This window comes from Sphingomonas sp. (assembly GCF_048595155.1).
In the GTDB taxonomy this organism is placed as follows: Bacteria; Pseudomonadota; Alphaproteobacteria; order Sphingomonadales; family Sphingomonadaceae; genus Sphingomonas_I.
Genome location: NZ_JBMDXN010000074.1, coordinates 36,674 through 53,667, shown reverse-complemented (window position 1 = coordinate 53,667; position 16,994 = coordinate 36,674). Strand labels below are relative to the sequence as shown.

General features: G+C 65.5%; 14 protein-coding genes. 5 read left to right on the top strand and 9 right to left on the bottom strand.

The window, feature by feature from the left end; translation table 11 throughout:
• Positions 1–70 precede the first annotated feature (70 nt).
• On the bottom strand, positions 71–1,588 hold the full coding sequence (gene trpE, locus ACOJSI_RS11775) for an anthranilate synthase component I (protein ID WP_420138481.1): 1,518 nt from the start codon (positions 1,586–1,588) through the stop codon (positions 71–73).
• Positions 1,588–3,528 (bottom strand): SurA N-terminal domain-containing protein, encoded by a 1,941-nt coding sequence (locus ACOJSI_RS11770; protein ID WP_420138480.1) that lies wholly within the window; start codon positions 3,526–3,528, stop codon positions 1,588–1,590. Before ACOJSI_RS11770 ends, trpE begins: the two co-directional genes overlap by 1 nt.
• Before the next feature lie 118 nt (positions 3,529–3,646).
• Here ACOJSI_RS11770 and tpiA point away from each other — a divergent pair, with 118 nt between their 5' ends.
• Positions 3,647–4,393, top strand: a complete 747-nt coding sequence (gene tpiA, locus ACOJSI_RS11765; protein WP_420138479.1) for a triose-phosphate isomerase — start codon at positions 3,647–3,649, stop codon at positions 4,391–4,393.
• 73 nt (positions 4,394–4,466) lie between these two features.
• Complete coding sequence (locus ACOJSI_RS11760) at positions 4,467–5,090, top strand: superoxide dismutase (protein ID WP_420138478.1); 624 nt, start codon at positions 4,467–4,469, stop codon at positions 5,088–5,090.
• Positions 5,091–5,175: 85 nt separating this feature from the next.
• Here the strand turns inward: ACOJSI_RS11760 and ACOJSI_RS11755 are convergent, their stop codons facing one another.
• Genes ACOJSI_RS11755 through dapF form a run of 4 tightly spaced genes read right to left on the bottom strand, consistent with a single transcriptional unit; the run spans position 5,176 to position 8,739 of the window.
• The gene (locus ACOJSI_RS11755; RefSeq protein WP_420138477.1) at positions 5,176–5,790 is read right to left on the bottom strand and encodes an inner membrane-spanning protein YciB; all 615 of its coding nucleotides are present in this window, start codon (positions 5,788–5,790) and stop codon (positions 5,176–5,178) included.
• Complete coding sequence (gene ftsY / locus ACOJSI_RS11750; RefSeq protein ID WP_420138476.1) at positions 5,787–6,731, bottom strand: signal recognition particle-docking protein FtsY; 945 nt, start codon at positions 6,729–6,731, stop codon at positions 5,787–5,789. The genes ACOJSI_RS11755 and ftsY overlap by 4 nt, the downstream gene beginning before the upstream one ends.
• Complete coding sequence (gene mtaB / locus ACOJSI_RS11745) at positions 6,728–7,945, bottom strand: tRNA (N(6)-L-threonylcarbamoyladenosine(37)-C(2))-methylthiotransferase MtaB (RefSeq protein ID WP_420138475.1); 1,218 nt, start codon at positions 7,943–7,945, stop codon at positions 6,728–6,730. Before mtaB ends, ftsY begins: the two co-directional genes overlap by 4 nt.
• Positions 7,942–8,739: a diaminopimelate epimerase gene (gene dapF, locus ACOJSI_RS11740; RefSeq protein ID WP_420138474.1), complete on the bottom strand. Its 798-nt coding sequence runs from the start codon at positions 8,737–8,739 to the stop codon at positions 7,942–7,944. Before dapF ends, mtaB begins: the two co-directional genes overlap by 4 nt.
• A gap of 115 nt (positions 8,740–8,854) precedes the next feature.
• Here dapF and hflK point away from each other — a divergent pair, with 115 nt between their 5' ends.
• The 3 genes from hflK (at position 8,855) to ACOJSI_RS11725 (ending at position 12,475) form a co-directional block, all read left to right on the top strand.
• Positions 8,855–9,898 carry an FtsH protease activity modulator HflK gene (gene hflK, locus ACOJSI_RS11735; protein WP_420138473.1) on the top strand — a complete coding sequence of 348 codons (1,044 nt, stop codon included), beginning with the start codon at positions 8,855–8,857 and terminating at the stop codon, positions 9,896–9,898.
• A gap of 71 nt (positions 9,899–9,969) precedes the next feature.
• Positions 9,970–10,764 carry a protease modulator HflC gene (gene hflC, locus ACOJSI_RS11730; RefSeq protein WP_420138615.1) on the top strand — a complete coding sequence of 265 codons (795 nt, stop codon included), beginning with the start codon at positions 9,970–9,972 and terminating at the stop codon, positions 10,762–10,764.
• 154 nt (positions 10,765–10,918) lie between these two features.
• Positions 10,919–12,475, top strand: a complete 1,557-nt coding sequence (locus tag ACOJSI_RS11725) for a Do family serine endopeptidase (protein WP_420138472.1) — start codon at positions 10,919–10,921, stop codon at positions 12,473–12,475.
• A 37-nt stretch (positions 12,476–12,512) separates the two neighbouring features.
• On the opposite strand, the gene ACOJSI_RS11720 is transcribed toward ACOJSI_RS11725, so the two are convergent.
• From ACOJSI_RS11720 to ACOJSI_RS11710, 3 genes are all read right to left on the bottom strand, one after another.
• Positions 12,513–13,181 (bottom strand): class I SAM-dependent methyltransferase, encoded by a 669-nt coding sequence (locus ACOJSI_RS11720; protein WP_420138614.1) that lies wholly within the window; start codon positions 13,179–13,181, stop codon positions 12,513–12,515.
• 26 nt (positions 13,182–13,207) lie between these two features.
• A complete protein-coding gene (prfB, locus tag ACOJSI_RS11715; RefSeq protein ID WP_420138471.1) occupies positions 13,208–14,335 on the bottom strand; it encodes a peptide chain release factor 2 in 1,128 nt (375 codons plus the stop codon).
• A gap of 106 nt (positions 14,336–14,441) precedes the next feature.
• A complete protein-coding gene (locus ACOJSI_RS11710; protein WP_420138470.1) occupies positions 14,442–16,919 on the bottom strand; it encodes a penicillin-binding protein 1A in 2,478 nt (825 codons plus the stop codon).
• Positions 16,920–16,994 lie beyond the last annotated feature (75 nt).

Sequence of the window (16,994 nt, the reverse complement as noted above, 5' to 3'; positions counted from 1 at the left end):
GCGCGTTGCGCGCATCCGCCTTGACCACGGTCAATTTCTGGGCAGGCGTGCGACCGCCTGCCTGAGCCGCTTACTGGCCGAAACCGGCCTCGCCGGCGCGGATGATCGCCTCGCGCGCCGCCGCGAACAGCGCGCCCGCTTTGGCTTCGCATTCCTTCTGTTCCGACACCGGATCGCTGTCCGCCACGATGCCCGCACCGGCCTGGACGTTCATCACGCCGTCCTTCACCACCGCCGTGCGCAGGACGATGCAGCTGTCCATGCTGCCGTCGGGCGAGAAATAGCCGACGCCGCCGGCATAGGCGCCGCGCGTTTCCGGCTCCAGCTCGGCGATGATCTCACATGCGCGGACCTTGGGCGCACCCGACACGGTCCCCGCCGGGAAGCCGGCGAACAGTGCATCCAGCGCGTCCTTGCCCGCGCCCAGACGGCCGACCACGTTCGACACGATATGCATGACGTGGCTGTATTTCTCGACCGTATAGCTGTCGGTCACGACCACGGTTCCCGGCTCGGCGACCCGGCCGACATCGTTGCGGCCCAGATCGAGCAGCATCAGATGCTCCGCGCGCTCCTTGGGATCGGCCAGCAATTCGTCGCGATTGGCGATATCTTCCGCTGCGGTCGCTCCGCGTCGGCGCGTCCCCGCAATCGGGCGGATCGTCACCTCGCCATCGCGCACCCGCACCAGGATTTCCGGCGACGATCCGATCAGCGCAAAGCCGGGCAGATCCAGGTGGTACAGGAAGGGCGAAGGATTGATGCGGCGCAGCGCACGATACAGGTCGAAGGGCGGAAGCGAGAAGGGGGTCGTGAAGCGCTGGGCGAGCACGACCTGAAAGATATCGCCTGCGGCGATATAGTCTTTCGCGGCGGCGACCATCTGTCCGTACCGGCCAGGCGCGAGCTGCGGCGTCGCAACCGGCAGCGCCAGCGCGCCTGGCTCGCGGCGACCGACGGGGATCGGCGCGGCGAGTTGGGCTGCCACATCCTCGATCCGCTCGACCGCGCGGGCTACGGCGGACTCCGCATCCCCGGATCCCGCCCAGACCGGCGCGACCAGGAAGAGCGCATCCGCCAGCCGGTCGAACACCAGGATCAATGTCGGTCGCACGAACAACATGTCCGGCAGGTTCAGCGGGTTGGGCGCGGGTCGCGGCAGCTCCTCCACCAACCCCACCGTTTCGTACGCGAAATAACCGACAAGGCAGGATAAAGCCGGCGGCAAACCTTCGGACACGTCGGCGCGACATTCGGCAACGATCGCGCGCAGCGCCTTGAGCGGCCCCCCGTCCATTGGCGTGAACGCCTCGCGGTCGAGGATCCAGTGGCGATTGATCTCCGCGGCATCGCCCTGGGCGCGAAACACCAGATCGGGGGCGAGGCCGAGCAGGCTGTATCGCCCCCGAGTCGCGCCGTCCTCAACCGATTCCAGCAGGAAATCGCCGCGTCCCGGCTGGATCAGCTTCAGCGCGGCTGCGACCGGCGTCTCGGTGTCGGCCAACTGCCGCCGCCAGACCAGCGCCGAACGACCTTGGGTCAGGCTGGCAACGGCGTCGGCATCATGCTCTGCGCCGGCGGCCGCCATTATTGTGCGCCGCCGCCATTGTTGCCGCTGCGCAGATCCTGCTCCAACTTGCCCTGGGCGGTCAGGTTGCGCTTCACCTTCACCTCGACGCGGGCGGCGTTGGCGAATTGCTGCGCATATTCGTCACCTAGCCCGCGCTGCAATTCGCTGCGGGTCGCACCGATCACCATGGGCAGCATCTTGGCGTCGCCGGGTGCGATGCGATCCAGCTTCACGACGAACCAGCTGCCGTTCGGACCCTGCACCAGATCGGCCTTGCCCGGCGCCAGGCGAAACAACGTTCGGATCGGAGCCGGCACATCGGCGCCCGCGCGCGACAATTCGATCTGGCTAAGCGACAGCGGCTGCGGCGCCTTCATGCCCGCGGCCTGGAAGGCGGCGGCAGGTGCCTGGCCGCCATTGATCTTGCCAAGCAGGCTTTGCGCCTGCGTCTTGGCGCGGGCGGCGGCGCGTTCGAAGATGATCTCCTCCGCGACACGCGGTTTGATCTGGGCCAAAGGCACAGGTGCGGCAGCGACCACGCTGGCGACGCCCACCAGCGCAAAGTGTCCGTTCTGATCGAGCGTTTCGACCGTCGGCGCATCGTCCGCGCTGCTGTCCGCGGTGGCCTTCAGCAAGGCAGCAATCGTCGGATCGGCCTTGAAATTTGGATCGCTGGGGGCGGTGCCGTTCGGCAGCAGCGGCGGCGTGGTAACAGCCTGCAGCTTATGCTGGGCGACGACTTCATTGAAGTTGGCGCCATCGCCGACCGCATCCTCCACCTGCTGGACCAATTTGCCCAGCGCATCGTCCGCCTTCTTCTTGGTGAGCGCTGCCGCGATCTCGGACCGAACCTGATCCAGGGAGCGGGCGGGCACCGCCTTGATGGCTTCGACATGCGCGATCGACCAGCCGAGCGGCGATTGCACCGGCGCGGTGGTGCCGCCGGACGGAAGCGCGAAAGCCGCGGCCGCAATGGCGGCGCCATCGCTGGCGGCAAACGCGTCCTTGGTGACGGTACCGGCATTGATGTCGGCGGCGGCGAGGCCCTGGCCGGCTGCGGCCTGGGCGAAACTGGTGCCCTTGGCGACGGCGGTCGCGAAAGCTTTTGCGGCCGCCTCGTTGGGCAATACGACGCGCTGGATCGTGCGGGTTTCGCTCGCGGCATATTTGGCGGCATCCGCCTTATATTGGGCGGCGATTTCCGCCTCGGTCGGGGCGGGCGGGGACACGCTGTCCGGACCGATCAGGGCATAGCGCAGCGCATGCCGTTCGGGCAGCGAATAGCGCGCGATATGGCTTCGATAATAATCGGCCACCTGCTGGTCGGTCGGTGTCGGGATGCCGGCGGGGGCCGCCGCGACCAGCCCGATCACGCCTTCGCGCTTGTCGATCAGGCTCTGGGCATAGATGCGCAGCAGCCCGTCGGGCGCACGCGTTCCGGTCATGATCGGGTTCAGCAATTGGCGACGGATCAGCTCGTCGCGCACATCGTCGTGGAACGTGTTAAAGTTCATCCGCCGCTGGTTGAGCAACGCGTTCATCGCATTTTCGTCGAATTTGCCGGTCGCGCCGCGAAACGCCGGGAAGGAGGCGATCTCACTCCCGATCAGCCGCTCGCTCGCTGCCAGTCCATGGCGTTCGGCCCAGGCGGACAGCACAGCCGCGCCGATCGACTGTTCCACCAGCGGGTTGAGGCCGCCGATGGAGGCCAGGAATTGCGGCATGGTGAGCGCCGGCTGCTGTTCGCGCGCCTGCCGCAGCGCCGTCTGTGCCCGTTCGGAGATGACGTTCACCGAAATCGGCCGTCCGCCGACGGTCGCGACCGCGTCCGCGCTTGGGCCGCCGGTCAGGCTGCCGCCCGGTGTGCCCACCCCCGTCGCGACGAAGGCCAGCATGATCAGGGCGAGAAGCCCTACCGCCAGCCAGGAAGAAAGCGCACGACGAAAGAAGGCGAGCATGGATGTTCCGTGGCCATGAAGGGAGGCGGACCTAATAGAGGGGCGGCCTTAATGCTTCAAGCGCCGGTCTAGCCGGGGCGTGTATGGCTTGCTACCGGCAGCCGACCAGGGAGGACGGATGCGCACGCTGATCGCCGGAAATTGGAAGATGAACGGAACTCGCGCCATCTTGGCCGAGCTCGATCGGATCGCGGCGGCTGCTGCCGCCACCCCCAGTATAGACGTCGCGATCGCGCCGCCCTTCACGCTTATCGGGGAGGCTGTGGGACATGCTGGTGCCGTCATGATCGGCGGACAGGATTGCCACAGCGCGGTGAAGGGCGCGCATACCGGTGAGATATCGGCGCCGATGCTGGCGGAGATGGGCGCCGGATTTGTGATTTGCGGCCACAGCGAACGCCGCGCCGAATTCGGCGAAACGGATTCCATCGTGCACGAAAAGGCGCAAGCGGCGCAAAATGCCGGCCTGATCGCGTTCATCTGCATCGGCGAGGATGAGGCGGAGCGCGACGAAGGACGCGCGCTGATGGTGGTGGCATCGGAGCTCGACGGGTCGGTCCCTGCCTCCTCCACCGCCGCGAACCTGGTCATATCCTACGAGCCGGCCTGGGCGATCGGTACCGGCCGCACACCGACCGCGGACGAGATTGGCGAGATGCACGGCATCATTCGCGCCAAGCTGCTGCAGCTGCTCGGCGAAGAGGGGCGGGGCGTCCGCATCCTGTATGGCGGCTCGGTCAATGCGGGCAATGCGCACACGATCCTGGCGTGCCCGGACGTGAATGGTGCGCTGATCGGTGGGGCGAGCCTGACGGCCGATCAATTCGTGCCAATCATCGAGGCTGCCGCGAACGTCTCGCAATAGTCGTTTTCGCGTGACCCTTTGCGGGATGGGGCGTTAGGGCGTCGCGACTCTCTAGCCTGTGCAGGAGCAATCAATGGCCTTCGAACTTCCCCCTCTCCCGTTCGATAAGGCGGCGCTTGAGCCGCATATGTCCGCCGAGACTTTCGAATATCATCATGGCAAGCACCACCAGGCCTACGTCACCAAGGTGAATGGCTGGATCGACGAGAAGGGCTTGCAGGGCCTCTCCTTGATCGACGTGGTCAAGAAGGCGACGGAGACCAACGATCGCGGCCTGTTCAACAATTCGGGCCAGATCTGGAATCACAATTTCTTCTGGAAGTGCCTGGCGCCGGCCGGCTCGACCCAGCCTTCGGAAAAGCTGAAGGGCCTGATCGACAGCGGCTTTGGCAGCCACGAAGCGCTGCTCAAGAAGCTGGCTGAGGAAGCCGTGAACCACTTTGCCAGCGGTTGGGCGTGGCTGGTCCTGGAAGGCGATGCCCTGAAGGTAACGTCCTTCCACGATGGCGATTCGCCGATCGCGCATGGCGTGACCCCGCTCTTCACGCTCGATGTGTGGGAGCATGCTTATTATATCGATTACCGTAACGCCCGGCCGAAGTTCGCCGAGACGGTGCTCGCCAACATCGTCAACTGGGACTTCATCTCCCAGAATCTGGACGGGCAGGGCGCCAGCCGCGCCGACCAGGAACAGTAAGTCCGCCCCCGGCAGCCGCCGGGAAGGTACCGATCAAGACGGGCCGGTCTCCAGCAGGAGGCCGGCCCGTTTTCTTGTCGGTGGCTTATTCCTCGGGCGGCAGCACGACCTTGTTGTCGTCCGCGGCCAAGCCGTGCCGCATCAGCAGCGGGACGTTGCAGGCGGCAAAGATCACGGTCGCCGGCATCGCGCCCCAGAGCTTGTAGCCGAGCCACGTCGCGGTCGAATAATTGCGCCAGACGAATTCGTTGGCGATGGCCATCGCCAGGAAGAAGAACGCCCAATTGCGGGTCAGCAGGCGCCAGCCTTCCTCCGTCAATCCGGGATAGGCCTGCCCCAGCACCATCTGCAGCGTCGGCTTGCCCGTGACCATGCCCCACAGGAGAACCGCCGACACAGTCACGTAATAGATGGTGGGTTTGACCTTGATGATCCAATCCTTGTGCAGCCAGATGGTAAGGCCGCCCAGGACCAGCACCATTGCCGCCGAAAAGATCTGGATCGGCGTGATCTTGCCGAACCGCACCAGCGATATGATCATGGCCACCGCGGTCACCGCCATGAACAGCCCCGTGGCGATGTAGATATTGTGGCCGGTCAGCGTGAAGGCTGCGAAATAGACGACGATCGGCCCGAGATCGAGCGCGAGGCGCATGCCCATGCCGGGGTCGGGACGCGTCCCTTCGGAGACTTTGTTCATCGTGCCTTCTCCGGGGCGAGACGTTCGATGCCCGCAATGGCGCGGGCGACTTCCTGCGGGTCGAACGGCCGCAGGTCGTCGATGGTTTCGCCAAGGCCGATCGCGTGGATCGGCAGGCCGTATTTTTCGGCCGCGGCGACCAGCACGCCGCCGCGTGCGGTGCCGTCCAGCTTCGTCATGACCAGCCCGGTCACGCCCGCTTCCTTCTGGAAGACCTCGATCTGGCTCAAGCCATTCTGCCCTGTCGTCGCGTCGAGCACGAGCACGACGTCATGCGGGGCGGCCGGGTTGAGCCGGCCCAGCACACGCCGGATCTTGGACAATTCGTCCATCAGCCCGGCCTTGTTCTGCAGCCGCCCCGCCGTATCCACGATCAGTACGTCGATACCCTCGGCGGTACCGCGCTTCACCCCTTCATAGACCAGGCCGGCGGCGTCGCCGCCTTCATTGCCGGAGATGATCGGCACGCCGATCCGCTCGGCCCAAACCTTGAGCTGGCCGATTGCCGCCGCGCGGAACGTATCGCCTGCCACCAGCATGACCGAATAATCCTGTTCGGTCAGCAGATGGGCGAGCTTGGCGATCGTGGTGGTCTTGCCGGATCCGTTGACGCCGATCACCAGGATCACCTGGGGCCGCGGGAAGGCCTCGATCTCCAGCGGTTTGGCCACCGGCGCCAGGATGGCGGCGACCTCTTCGGCGACAATTTCCCGCAGGCGCGCTTCGGTCAGGCCGAGCGGGAAACGCTCGCCCGCCAGCCGCTGGCGGACGCGGCCCGCGGTGGCCGGCCCAAGGTCGGATGCGATCAATGCTTCTTCGATCTGGTCGAGCGTGTCGTCGTCCAGCGCGGCCTTTCCGAACAGGCCGGTCAGATTCTCGCCAAGCTTATCCGACGTCCGCCGAAAGCCGCCGAGGATCCGGTCGTGCCATGCGGTGCTCATGCCGGGATCCCGATGGCCATCTCACCGTCCACAGCGACGATGCGGGCGGTGACAAGGCTGTTGGGAATGGCAGGGGGCAGGGCCACGCGCATGAAATTCTCCGCATGACCGCTCACGCCGTCCAGTTCGACCAATATCTGCGTCACGCTTCCGATTTGCTCCTGTAGCCACGCCGCCTTGCGCGCTGCCGCTGCCGCCCGCAGCCGGGCCGCGCGCGCTTTTACCGTGGGCCGCGCCACTTGCGGCATCCGCGCCGCGGGCGTTCCCATGCGCGGCGAATAGGGAAAGATGTGCGCGAAGGCGATTGCGCAATCGTCGATCAAAGCCAGCGTGTCGGTAAACATGGCCTCGTCCTCGGTCGGGAAACCGGCGATCAGATCCGCGCCGATCGCCATCTCCGGCCGCTTGGCGACGAGGCGCTTGACCAGATCCACCGCCTGTTGCCGGCTATGCCGCCGCTTCATCCGCTTGAGGATCAGATCGCTGCCCGCCTGCAGCGACAGATGGAGGTGCGGCATCAACCGCCGCTCCTGCGCGATCAGATCGAACAGACGATCATCGACCTCGCACGGATCGAGCGAGGACAGGCGCAGCCGGGGCAGATCGGGTACGTGCCGTAAGATCCGTGCCACCAGCGCACCGAGCGACGGCTGGCCCGGAAGATCCGCGCCATAAGCGGTCAGATCCACGCCCGTCAGCACCACCTCTTGGGCGCCCGCATCCACTGCGGCCTTGATCTCGTCGATCACCCCGCCCGCCGGGAGCGACCGGCTTGGCCCGCGGCCATAAGGAATGATGCAGAACGTACAGCGATGATCGCACCCGTTCTGCACCGGCAGGAAGGTGCGCGCATGCGTCGCGCCGGCGAACGTGGGGACCGCAACAGGCCGGGCGCGATCTCTTTGAGCGCTCGCCGGGACATATCCGAAGCGATCGAGCTTGGATCCGTTGGGCACCAGCGCCGACACTTCGGCCATGTTCCGGAACGTTTCCGGCTCGACCTCCGCCGCGCATCCCGTGACCACGATGCGCGCATCCGGCCGCTCGCGCTTTGCCCGCCGGATCGCCTGGCGCGCCGTCTTCACCGCCTCGGCCGTGACCGCGCCGCTGTTGACGACCACCAGATCGCGTTCACCCGCCAGCATCGCCGCAATCTTGGCGCTTTCGGCGATGTTGAGGCGGCAGCCGTGGCTGATCAGCGTCGGCCCGCTCACAGCTCTTCCGCCTCGCCGGTGAAGACATGGGCGGCCGGGCCGGACATGCTGATATGGCCGCCCGGCACCCAATCGATCAGCAGTTCGCCGCCTGGCAAGGCGACCGTGACCGGGCTGTCGACCCGGCCCGCCCGGATCGCAGCGACCGCAGTGGCGCAGGCGCCGGTGCCGCAGGCGCGGGTCAGGCCGGCGCCGCGTTCCCACACCCGCAGGCGGATGCGGTCTGCCGCTTCGATCGTCGCCACGTTCACGTTCACGCGATCGGGAAAGAGCGGATCATGTTCGATTTGCGGTCCGATCCGCTCCAGATCGACCGCGTCGCAATCGTCCACGAAGAAGATGACATGGGGATTGCCGACATTCACCGCGGCCGGATCGCTGAGTTCGTCCCAGCCCACCGGCAGGTGCGCTGTGTCCATGGCATAGGCGAGCGGTATCGCGTCCCAGCTGAAATGGGGCGGCCCCATGTCGACCGTCGCCAGCCCGCCATCCGCGACAAGGTGCAGCGTGCCGCCCAGGGTCTCCAGCGTCGAGCGTTTCCCCAACAGCAGGGCGACCGCGCGGGAGGCGTTGCCGCACGCTTCCACCTCCCCGCCATCGGCATTCCAGATGCGCATCCGTGCGTCCGCCACATCGGACGGCTCGATCAGGATAACCTGGTCGCAGCCGATCCCCTCGCGCCGATCGGCGATGGCGCGCGCGCGGCCGCCATCCATGGCCACGGGCGTGGTTCGGGCATCGATCACGACGAAGTCGTTGCCCAGGCCGTGCATCTTGTGAAAACGAAAGGACATCGCCCGCGCCGTAAAGCCTAGCCGGTGGCGGTGGAAGCGCTTTGCGCCCCGTCAGCGCCGCTCAGCCCTTGAACGAGCACTATTTTTCCGGTCGAGGCCGTCTATAAGGGCGCCCATGCACGAGAAGATAGCGGGAGCGGTACTGAGCGAGGATGGCCCATGGGGCGGCGGCTCGGACGGCGGTGACGGTGGCAAGAAGCCGCGCAGGACGCCGATCGGCGCAGGCGCCGGGCCTTCGGCACTGGATGCGTTGATCCAGCGCGGGCGGGATCGCCTTGGCAATGGCGGCGGCATGGGCGGCGGACAGCGCTTCCCATTGGGCGGGGCCTGGCGCTGGGCGGTACTCGGCCTGGTGCTCCTGTGGGTCGCCTTGACCAGCACCCACACGATCGGGCCGCAGCAGCGCGGCGTCATCACGCGATTCGGCAAATATGTCGGCATGCTGCAGCCGGGCCTGGGCCTGTCCTTCCCGGCGCCGATCGACATCGTCAGCAAAATCGATGTCGACAATATCCATGTGATCGACATCGATACCGGCGTCGACGGCGGCTCGGGCCAGAATTTGATGCTGACCGGGGACGAGAATATCATCGACCTAGCTTATTCGGTGCGTTGGAATATCCGCGATCCCGAATTGTACATGTTCGAGCTGCAGGATCCCGACGGCACGATCCGCGAAGTCGCCGAAAGCGCGATGCGCGAGGCGATCGCCCGGGTCACGCTGGATCAGGCGATCGGCGCGCAGCGCGGCCAGATCGAACAGCAGGTCGCCCAGCATGCCCAGGAAACGCTGGACTCCTATCATTCGGGCGTCGTTATCCAGGGTGTGGCGATCAAGCAGGCCGATCCGCCGACCGAAGTGGTCGATGCCTTCAAGGAAGTGTCGGCTGCCCAGCAGAATGCGCAATCCTATCTGAACCAGGCGCGCGCTTACGCGACGCAGGTCACCGCCAAGGCGCAGGGCGAATCGACCGCGTTCGATGCCGTCTATGCCCAATATAAGCTCGCCCCCGAGGTGACCCGCCGGCGTATGTATTACGAGACGATGGAGAAGGTTCTGGCCAAGACCGACAAGACGATTGTCGAGCCGCGCAACGTGGTGCCCTACCTCGCACCCCCCGCGACGGTGGCAGCCAAGCCGCAGGAGCCCACCAAGTGAGCCTGGGCACCGCAATTACCCGCTATCCCGTCCTGTGGGCCGGCGCCGCGCTGGTTGCCATCGCGGTCGGGATGAGCTCGCTGACGATCGTGCCGGAAACCAGCCAGGCGTTGGTGCTGCGCTTCGGCGAACCGCTGCGGATCATCAACGCCTATAATCCGCGCGAGGAATTTGGGCGGACGGGGGCGGGCCTCGCCTTCCGTATGCCGTTCGTCGAGAACCTCGTCTGGGTCGACAAGCGCGTCCTGAATTTCGACATGCCCCGTCAGGCGGTTCTGTCGACCGATCAGGTGCGCGTCGAAGTCGATGCCTTCGCGCGCTATCGCATCGTCAATCCGGTGCGGATGTACGTGTCCGCGGGCAGCGAGCGCCGCGTCAGCGACGCGCTCAAGCCGATCCTCGGATCCGCGCTGCGCAACGAGCTTGGCAAACGCTCCTTCCGCACATTGCTCAGCCCGGAACGCGATACGGTAATGGATAATATCCGGGTGTCGCTGGCGCGCGTCGCGGCGCAATATGGCGCCGAGATCGTGGATGTGCGCATCAAGCGCGCCGATCTTCCGGACGGCACGCCGCTGGAAAGCGCGTTCAATCGGATGCGGACCGCCCGCCAGCAGCAGGCGCTGTCGATCCAGGCCGAAGGCCGCCGCCAGGCCTCGATCATCATGGGCGATGCCGATGCCGCGGCCGCCAAGACCTATTCGGCCAGCTTCGGCAAGGATCCCGCCTTCTACGATTTCTATCGGGCGATGCAGTCTTATCGCTACACGTTCGGAACGGATGATAATCAACCGCGTGGTGCGGCCACGATCCTGATGTCGCCGGACAACGATTATCTGCGGGAATTTGGCGGTCAGAAGCGATGACGGGATGCGGCGGGTTGAGGCCTACGACTCGACCTGTTGCAAAAATATCTCATTCAATTTGCATTCAGCCGTGGATCGGCACAATTCGTCATCCGTTCCCGGATAGCGGCACCAGGATCTTCGGCTCGCCGTAAAGTCTCAGGAGAGTTTACCAGTGCGTTATGCCTATGCAGTAACTGCCGCGATGCTTCTTGGCGGCGCCGCCGCGACCGTGGTGACCCAGTCGCCGCTCGGTGCCCAGGTGGCGCAGAACGCGCCGTCGCAAATGGCTGCGGTCGCACCGCGGGGCGCACCGATGAGCTTTGCGGATCTGGCCGCCAAGCTTCAGCCGGCCGTGGTCAACATCTCGACCACGCAAAAGGTGCAGGTCAATCGCCAGCAGAATCCGTTCGCGGGTTCACCTTTCGAGGATTTCTTCCGCCGCTTCGGTGGACAGGGCGGCGGTGGCGGCAGTGATGACAACAGCCCGCCGCAGACGCGTGAGGCGATGTCGCTGGGCTCGGGCTTCATCATCTCGGCCGACGGCTACATCGTCACCAACAACCACGTCATTTCGGGCGTGCCGACGGATCAGGGCAAGGTGACCGTGTCCTCGATCACGGTGACGCTGCCGGACCGCAAGGAATATAAGGCCACCGTCGTCGGCAAGGATGCCGCTTCGGACTTGGCCGTGCTCAAGATCCAGGCGACCAACCTTCCCTTCGTCGAGTTCGGAGACTCCACGAAGACCCGCGTCGGCGATTGGATTATCGCGATCGGTAACCCCTTCGCCCTCGGCGGCACGGTGACGGCCGGTATCGTGTCGGCGATCCATCGCTCGATCGGGTCCGGCCCCTATGATCGCTACATCCAGACGGACGCGGCCATCAACCAGGGCAATTCAGGCGGCCCGATGTTCGATCTGAACGGCAATGTCGTCGGCATCAACACCGCCATCTACTCGCCGTCGGGCGGCAATGTCGGCATCGGCTTCGCTATTCCGGCGGAGCAGGCCAAGCCGGTCGTGATGCAGCTGATGAAGGGGGAGCGTATCCATCGCGGCTACTTGGGCGTCGGCATCCAGGAAATGACCGACGACGTCGCCGCCGGCCTGAACCTGCCCAAGAATCGCGGCGCGATCATCTCGCGCGTCGAGCCGGGTCAGCCGGCCGCGCGCGCCGGCGTCCAGCAGGGCGACGTGATCGTCAAGGTCAACGGCCAGGATGTGTCACCCGACAATACCTTGTCCTATATCGTTGCCGGCCAGCCGGTTGGCTCGCGCGTCCGGCTGGATCTGATCCGCAACGGCAAGCCGATGACGCTTACCGCGGTGCTGGCGGAACGGCCGCCGGAAGATCAGCTGGCGGCCGCCGACGGTGACAATGACGATGCGACGCCAGACGGAACGCCCAACGCCCCGGCCAGCATCCGCAATTCGCTTGGCCTGTCCTTGCAGACCCTGACGCCGCAGATCGCACAGCAGCTGGGCCTTGCCAGCGGCACGCGCGGTGTCGTGATCGTCTCGGTCGATCCGTCGAGCGATGCCGGCGCCAAGGGCCTGCAGAAGGGCGATGTGATCCTGGCGATCGCGCAGCGCTCCGTCTCGACGACGGCAGAGGCCGCCGCTGCGGTCGACGCCGCCAAGCGGGCCAACTTCAAGACCGTGCTGCTCCTCGTGCAACGCGGCAACGGCCCCGCGCGCTACATCGGTATCGATCTGACCGGCAAATAAGACTGCGGCGTCGCTCCGGCAGAGGCCGGGGCGACGCTCAGGCTTTGCAGGCCTGCATGCTCTTTGGCGCGGGCCGCGGGCCGGACGCCTGGTACAGGGCCAGATAACCGCCGGCCTGCGGCATCTTGCGCCGCGAGACCAAACGATAGCCGACGGTCCGGAACTCACAATCCAGCAGCGCCGGCGGGGTGCCATGCGCCTGGGTGGGCCGATCGGCATCCACCACCACGACCATGCCGCTGGGATTCAGGGCAGGACGCATCCGCCACAGGAATTCATAGGGTTCGCCGATCTCATGGTACATGTGGACCATGAAGATCCGGTCGAAACTGTGCGGCGGCAGACCCGGATCGACCGGCCTGCCGAGCTTGACCGAAACATTGTCGAGCTGGTCGCGATAGACGCGTTCGGCCAGCCGGTCATGATAGGACCGTACGATGTCCTCGGCGAGAACGCGCCCCTTGGGGCCTACCCGCGCGGCCAGGCGGATCGTATAATAGCCCTCGCCCGCGCCGATATCGGCGACGGTCATGCCGGGCTTCACGCCGGCCGCGGTCATAACCGCTTCTGCCTCTTTCAAACGGTCACGATCCGGCTCGGTCGACCATTCGCCCGATACCGTGTTCGCGATCGGCCGCTCCGCCTTCGGAAAGCCCGTCGCCGTGCGCGGTTCGTCCGGTGTGCTCTGGCTGCATCCGGCCAGCATCAGCACCAGCGCGATCGCGCGGCGCTTCACTCGACATCCTCCACTTCCACCGTCTCGCCCGTCACGCGCTGCGACAATGCGGCGGCCATGAACTTGTCGAGATCGCCGTCGAGCACGTCGCTCGGTGCGGTGGAGGTGACGCCGGTGCGCAGATCCTTCACCAGCTGATAGGGCTGCAGCACGTAGGAACGAATCTGGTGCCCCCAGCCGATGTCGGTCTTGCTGGCATTGGTCGCGTTCGCCTCGGCCTCGCGCTTGCGCAATTCCTCTTCGTACAAACGCGCCTTCAGCTGCTTCATCGCCTCGGCCTTGTTCTTATGCTGCGAACGCTGGTTCTGGCACTGAACGACGATGTTGGTCGGAATGTGCGTGATGCGCACCGCCGAGTCGGTCGTGTTGATATGCTGTCCGCCGGCGCCTGATGCGCGATAGGTATCGATGCGCAGGTCGCTATCGTTCACGACGATGTCGATATCGTCGTCCACCTCGGGATAGACCCAGACGCTGGCGAAGCTGGTATGGCGCCGCGCCGCGCTGTCATAGGGGCTGATGCGGACCAGGCGATGGACGCCGCTTTCGGTCTTCGCATAGCCATAGGCATTCTCGCCCTTCAGCAGCAGCGTCGCCGATTTGATGCCCGCCTGTTCGCCGGCATGGAAGTCGACCAGTTCCACCTTCATGCCGTGGCGTTCGGCCCAGCGCGTATACATGCGTTGCAGCATGCCCGCCCAATCCTGGCTCTCAGTGCCGCCGGCGCCGGCATTGACCTCGACATAGCTGTTATTGGCATCGGCTTCGCCCGCCAGCAATGCCATCACCTTGTCGTGATCGGCGCGCTCGGCAAGATCGGCCAGCGCGCGCACGCCGTCGTCGACCAATGCCTCGTCGCCCTCGGCTTCCGCCATTTCCATCAGCTCGATCGTGTCGGTCCGCTCCTGATCGATCGCATTGACCGCCGCGATCGCGCTTTCCAGCCGGCGGCGCTCTTGCATGACCGCCTGCGCTGCCTTGGGATCGTCCCACAATTTGGGGTCTTCGACGCGATTGTTCAGCTCATCGAGCCGCCGCACCGCGCGATCCCAGTCAAGGAAACGGCGAACCAAAGACAGGGCGGCGTCGATCTGAGCAATATGGGCTTGCGCTTCAGCGCGCATGTAAAAGTCCTTTGGAATTCCAGACCCGGACGGCCGCCGGGCATATTTTCGACGGTGGAGCCGGATCCCCGACCTGCGCCGGGCAATCCGATATAATGGCTCCTAGCTAATAAATCCCCCCCTGCTGCTGCAAGAAGTCGCTGTCATTGTTCACGCGCGGGCGCTGCGCCGCCTTTGGCGGCGGCGGGCTGCTATCGCGGTGGCCGATGGCGCGGCGCGGCTCGCTTTCGGGCTTGAAAGCTTCCCAGATGATGGCCGATTTGGGATCGGCATCATTGGGCCATCCGCCGAATACCTTGCGGCCCGATCGGCGATCGATCCGCACCATGCGAATGCCCGGCGGCGCCTTGAACGGCACCACCGGCATGTCCTTCATCGCCACCTGCGCGAACTGCTTGAAGATCGGCGCCGCCAGCGTGCCGCCCTGGGCATAGCCGCCCATCGGGCGGGGACGATCGAAGCCCATATAGACACCCGCGACCAGATCCTGCGATCCGCCGACGAACCAGACGTTGGTCGGCCCGGTATTCGTGCCGGTCTTGCCGAACAGGGGCCGGTTGAGATCGCGCAGCACGGTCGCGGTGCCCCGCTGCACCACGCCTTCCATGATGTGGACCATCTGATAGGCGGTCATCGCATCCATGATCTGCGCCGATCGCGGGCGGGGGCGGGGCATGGGCCCGCCATTCCAATCCTTGGCGTTGCAGCCTTCGCACGGCCGCGTATCCGCGCGCCAGATGACCTTGCCCTTCCGGTTCTGGACATAGTCGATCAGCGTCGGCTTCAGCGCGCGTCCCTGGTTGGCGAGCATGGCATAGGCGTTGACCATGCGCAGCACGGTCGTTTCGCCCGCACCCAGCGAATAGGCGATGTAGGGCGGGTAATCGCCAACGCCCATTTTCTTGGCAAGCGCCACCACCTTGTCCATGCCCGCGGCCGTCGCGGCGCGCACCGTCATCAGGTTGCGCGACTGTTCGACGCCCCAGCGCATCGTCTGCGGGCCGGCATAGCCGCCGCTGAAGTTGCGGAAGCATTTGGTGCCCAAACTCACGCTCTGCAGGACGCAGAATGGGCCGTCGACGATGATCGATGCCGGCGTCATGCCGCTGTCGAGCGCCGCCGAATAGACGAACGGCTTGAACGACGATCCGGGCTGACGCAGCGCCTGGGTGGCGCGGTTGAAGCTGTTGCGGGAATCGAAGCCGCCCTGCATCGCCACCACCTGGCCGGTGTGGACATTTTCGGCGACCATGCCGCCGGATACGGCGGGAATGGAGCGCAGTGCCCAGCCATTCCCTGCTGGCGCCACGATGACGATGTCGCCGCGGCGCAGGAAGTCGAAGGCGCGACCGCCCACGCCGCGCTTCGGGGCGGACGCGCCCCAGGGGAAAAGTTGCGAAGTGGATCCATCGGCGAAGCCGAGCTCGGCACTGCTGGCCGAACGGCTCAGGATCACGGCCGCGCGCCAGTTGGAATAGCCTACCTCGACCGGTGCGTTGGCCAGCCGGGCAGGCCAGCCTGGCCCGACATCGATCTGCCCGGATCGTCCGCGCCATCCGCCACCCGAATCATAGCGGACCAATCCGTCGCGCAGCGCCTGCTCCACCGCCTTCTGGGCGGTAGGATCCAGCGAGGTGCGCACCCACAGGCCGCCGGCATAGACGCTGTTGGGGCCGTCGCCGATATCATCGCCATATTTGGCGATAAGCTCGCGCCGGACCTCCTCCATGAAATAGCCTTCGAACGGCTTTTCAGCTTCGCGCCGCGCGTCCGAACGTTCGATCGTCCCCAGCGGAGCGGCGGTCGCCTCCCGCGCTTGTTGCGGCGTGATATAACCATTGGCCTGCATCTCGCGCAGAACATAGGCCCGCCGTTCCAGCGCGCGATCTGCGTGCCGGTCCGGATCATAATTGGCGGGCGCCTTCGGCAGGGTCGCGAGATAGGCCATTTCCGGCAGCGTCAGCTCGGCGACGCTCTTGCCGAAATAGGCGCGTGCGGCCGCCTCGACGCCATAGGCGTTCCGGCCGAGGAAGATTTGGTTGAGGTAAAGTTCCAGGATCTGCTGCTTCGACATCGCATGTTCGATGCGGATCGCCAGCGCGGCTTCCTTCACCTTGCGCGTCGGCGAATATTCGTTGCCCAGCAGCAGATTCTTGGCAACCTGCTGCGTGATGGTGGAGCCGCCGCGTGCCCGCTCGCCCGTTCCGCTCTTCCGCGCATAATCGAAGATGGCGTAGAGGAAGGAGGTCGGATCGATCCCGTGATGGGTGAAGAAGTCCTTGTCCTCGGCTGAGATGAAGGCGTGGATCAGCTGGGGTGGATATTCGTCATACGCCAGCTCCACGCGTCGCTCGCGCGCGAAACTGTAGACAGGTGCGCCATCCAGCGCGCGCACATTGGTCGGGAGGGGCGGCTCATAGCTCAGCAACTTGTCGGTGGAAGGCAGCCCGCGCAGGAACAGCACCCAGAATATGGCATAGCCGAGCACGAGCAGCACGAGCAGGATCAGCGGCCAACGCACGCGGCGTCGGGCAAGCAGATGACGAATCGAACCTTCTGGCAGGCGGGGGAGCGCGAATTTCACCGACGTGCGTCTAAAGGCTGATCGGGCGCGGCGAAAGCCAATCCGTTACGATGCGGCCGGGCGGGCATTGCCGGA

What these genes read in the sequence shown, in the direction of transcription:
- trpE (WP_420138481.1), bottom strand. Translation starts at nt 1,588, where the DNA reads ATGGCGGCCGCCGGCGCAGAGCATGATGCCGACGCCGTTGCCAGCCTG.
- ACOJSI_RS11770 (WP_420138480.1), bottom strand. Translation starts at nt 3,528, where the DNA reads ATGCTCGCCTTCTTTCGTCGTGCGCTTTCTTCCTGGCTGGCGGTAGGG.
- tpiA (WP_420138479.1), top strand. Translation starts at nt 3,647, where the DNA reads ATGCGCACGCTGATCGCCGGAAATTGGAAGATGAACGGAACTCGCGCC.
- ACOJSI_RS11760 (WP_420138478.1), top strand. Translation starts at nt 4,467, where the DNA reads ATGGCCTTCGAACTTCCCCCTCTCCCGTTCGATAAGGCGGCGCTTGAG.
- ACOJSI_RS11755 (WP_420138477.1), bottom strand. Translation starts at nt 5,790, where the DNA reads ATGAACAAAGTCTCCGAAGGGACGCGTCCCGACCCCGGCATGGGCATG.
- ftsY (WP_420138476.1), bottom strand. Translation starts at nt 6,731, where the DNA reads ATGAGCACCGCATGGCACGACCGGATCCTCGGCGGCTTTCGGCGGACG.
- dapF (WP_420138474.1), bottom strand. Translation starts at nt 8,739, where the DNA reads ATGTCCTTTCGTTTTCACAAGATGCACGGCCTGGGCAACGACTTCGTC.
- hflK (WP_420138473.1), top strand. Translation starts at nt 8,855, where the DNA reads ATGCACGAGAAGATAGCGGGAGCGGTACTGAGCGAGGATGGCCCATGG.
- hflC (WP_420138615.1), top strand. Translation starts at nt 9,970, where the DNA reads ATGAGCTCGCTGACGATCGTGCCGGAAACCAGCCAGGCGTTGGTGCTG.
- ACOJSI_RS11720 (WP_420138614.1), bottom strand. Translation starts at nt 13,181, where the DNA reads ATGCTGGCCGGATGCAGCCAGAGCACACCGGACGAACCGCGCACGGCG.
- prfB (WP_420138471.1), bottom strand. Translation starts at nt 14,335, where the DNA reads ATGCGCGCTGAAGCGCAAGCCCATATTGCTCAGATCGACGCCGCCCTG.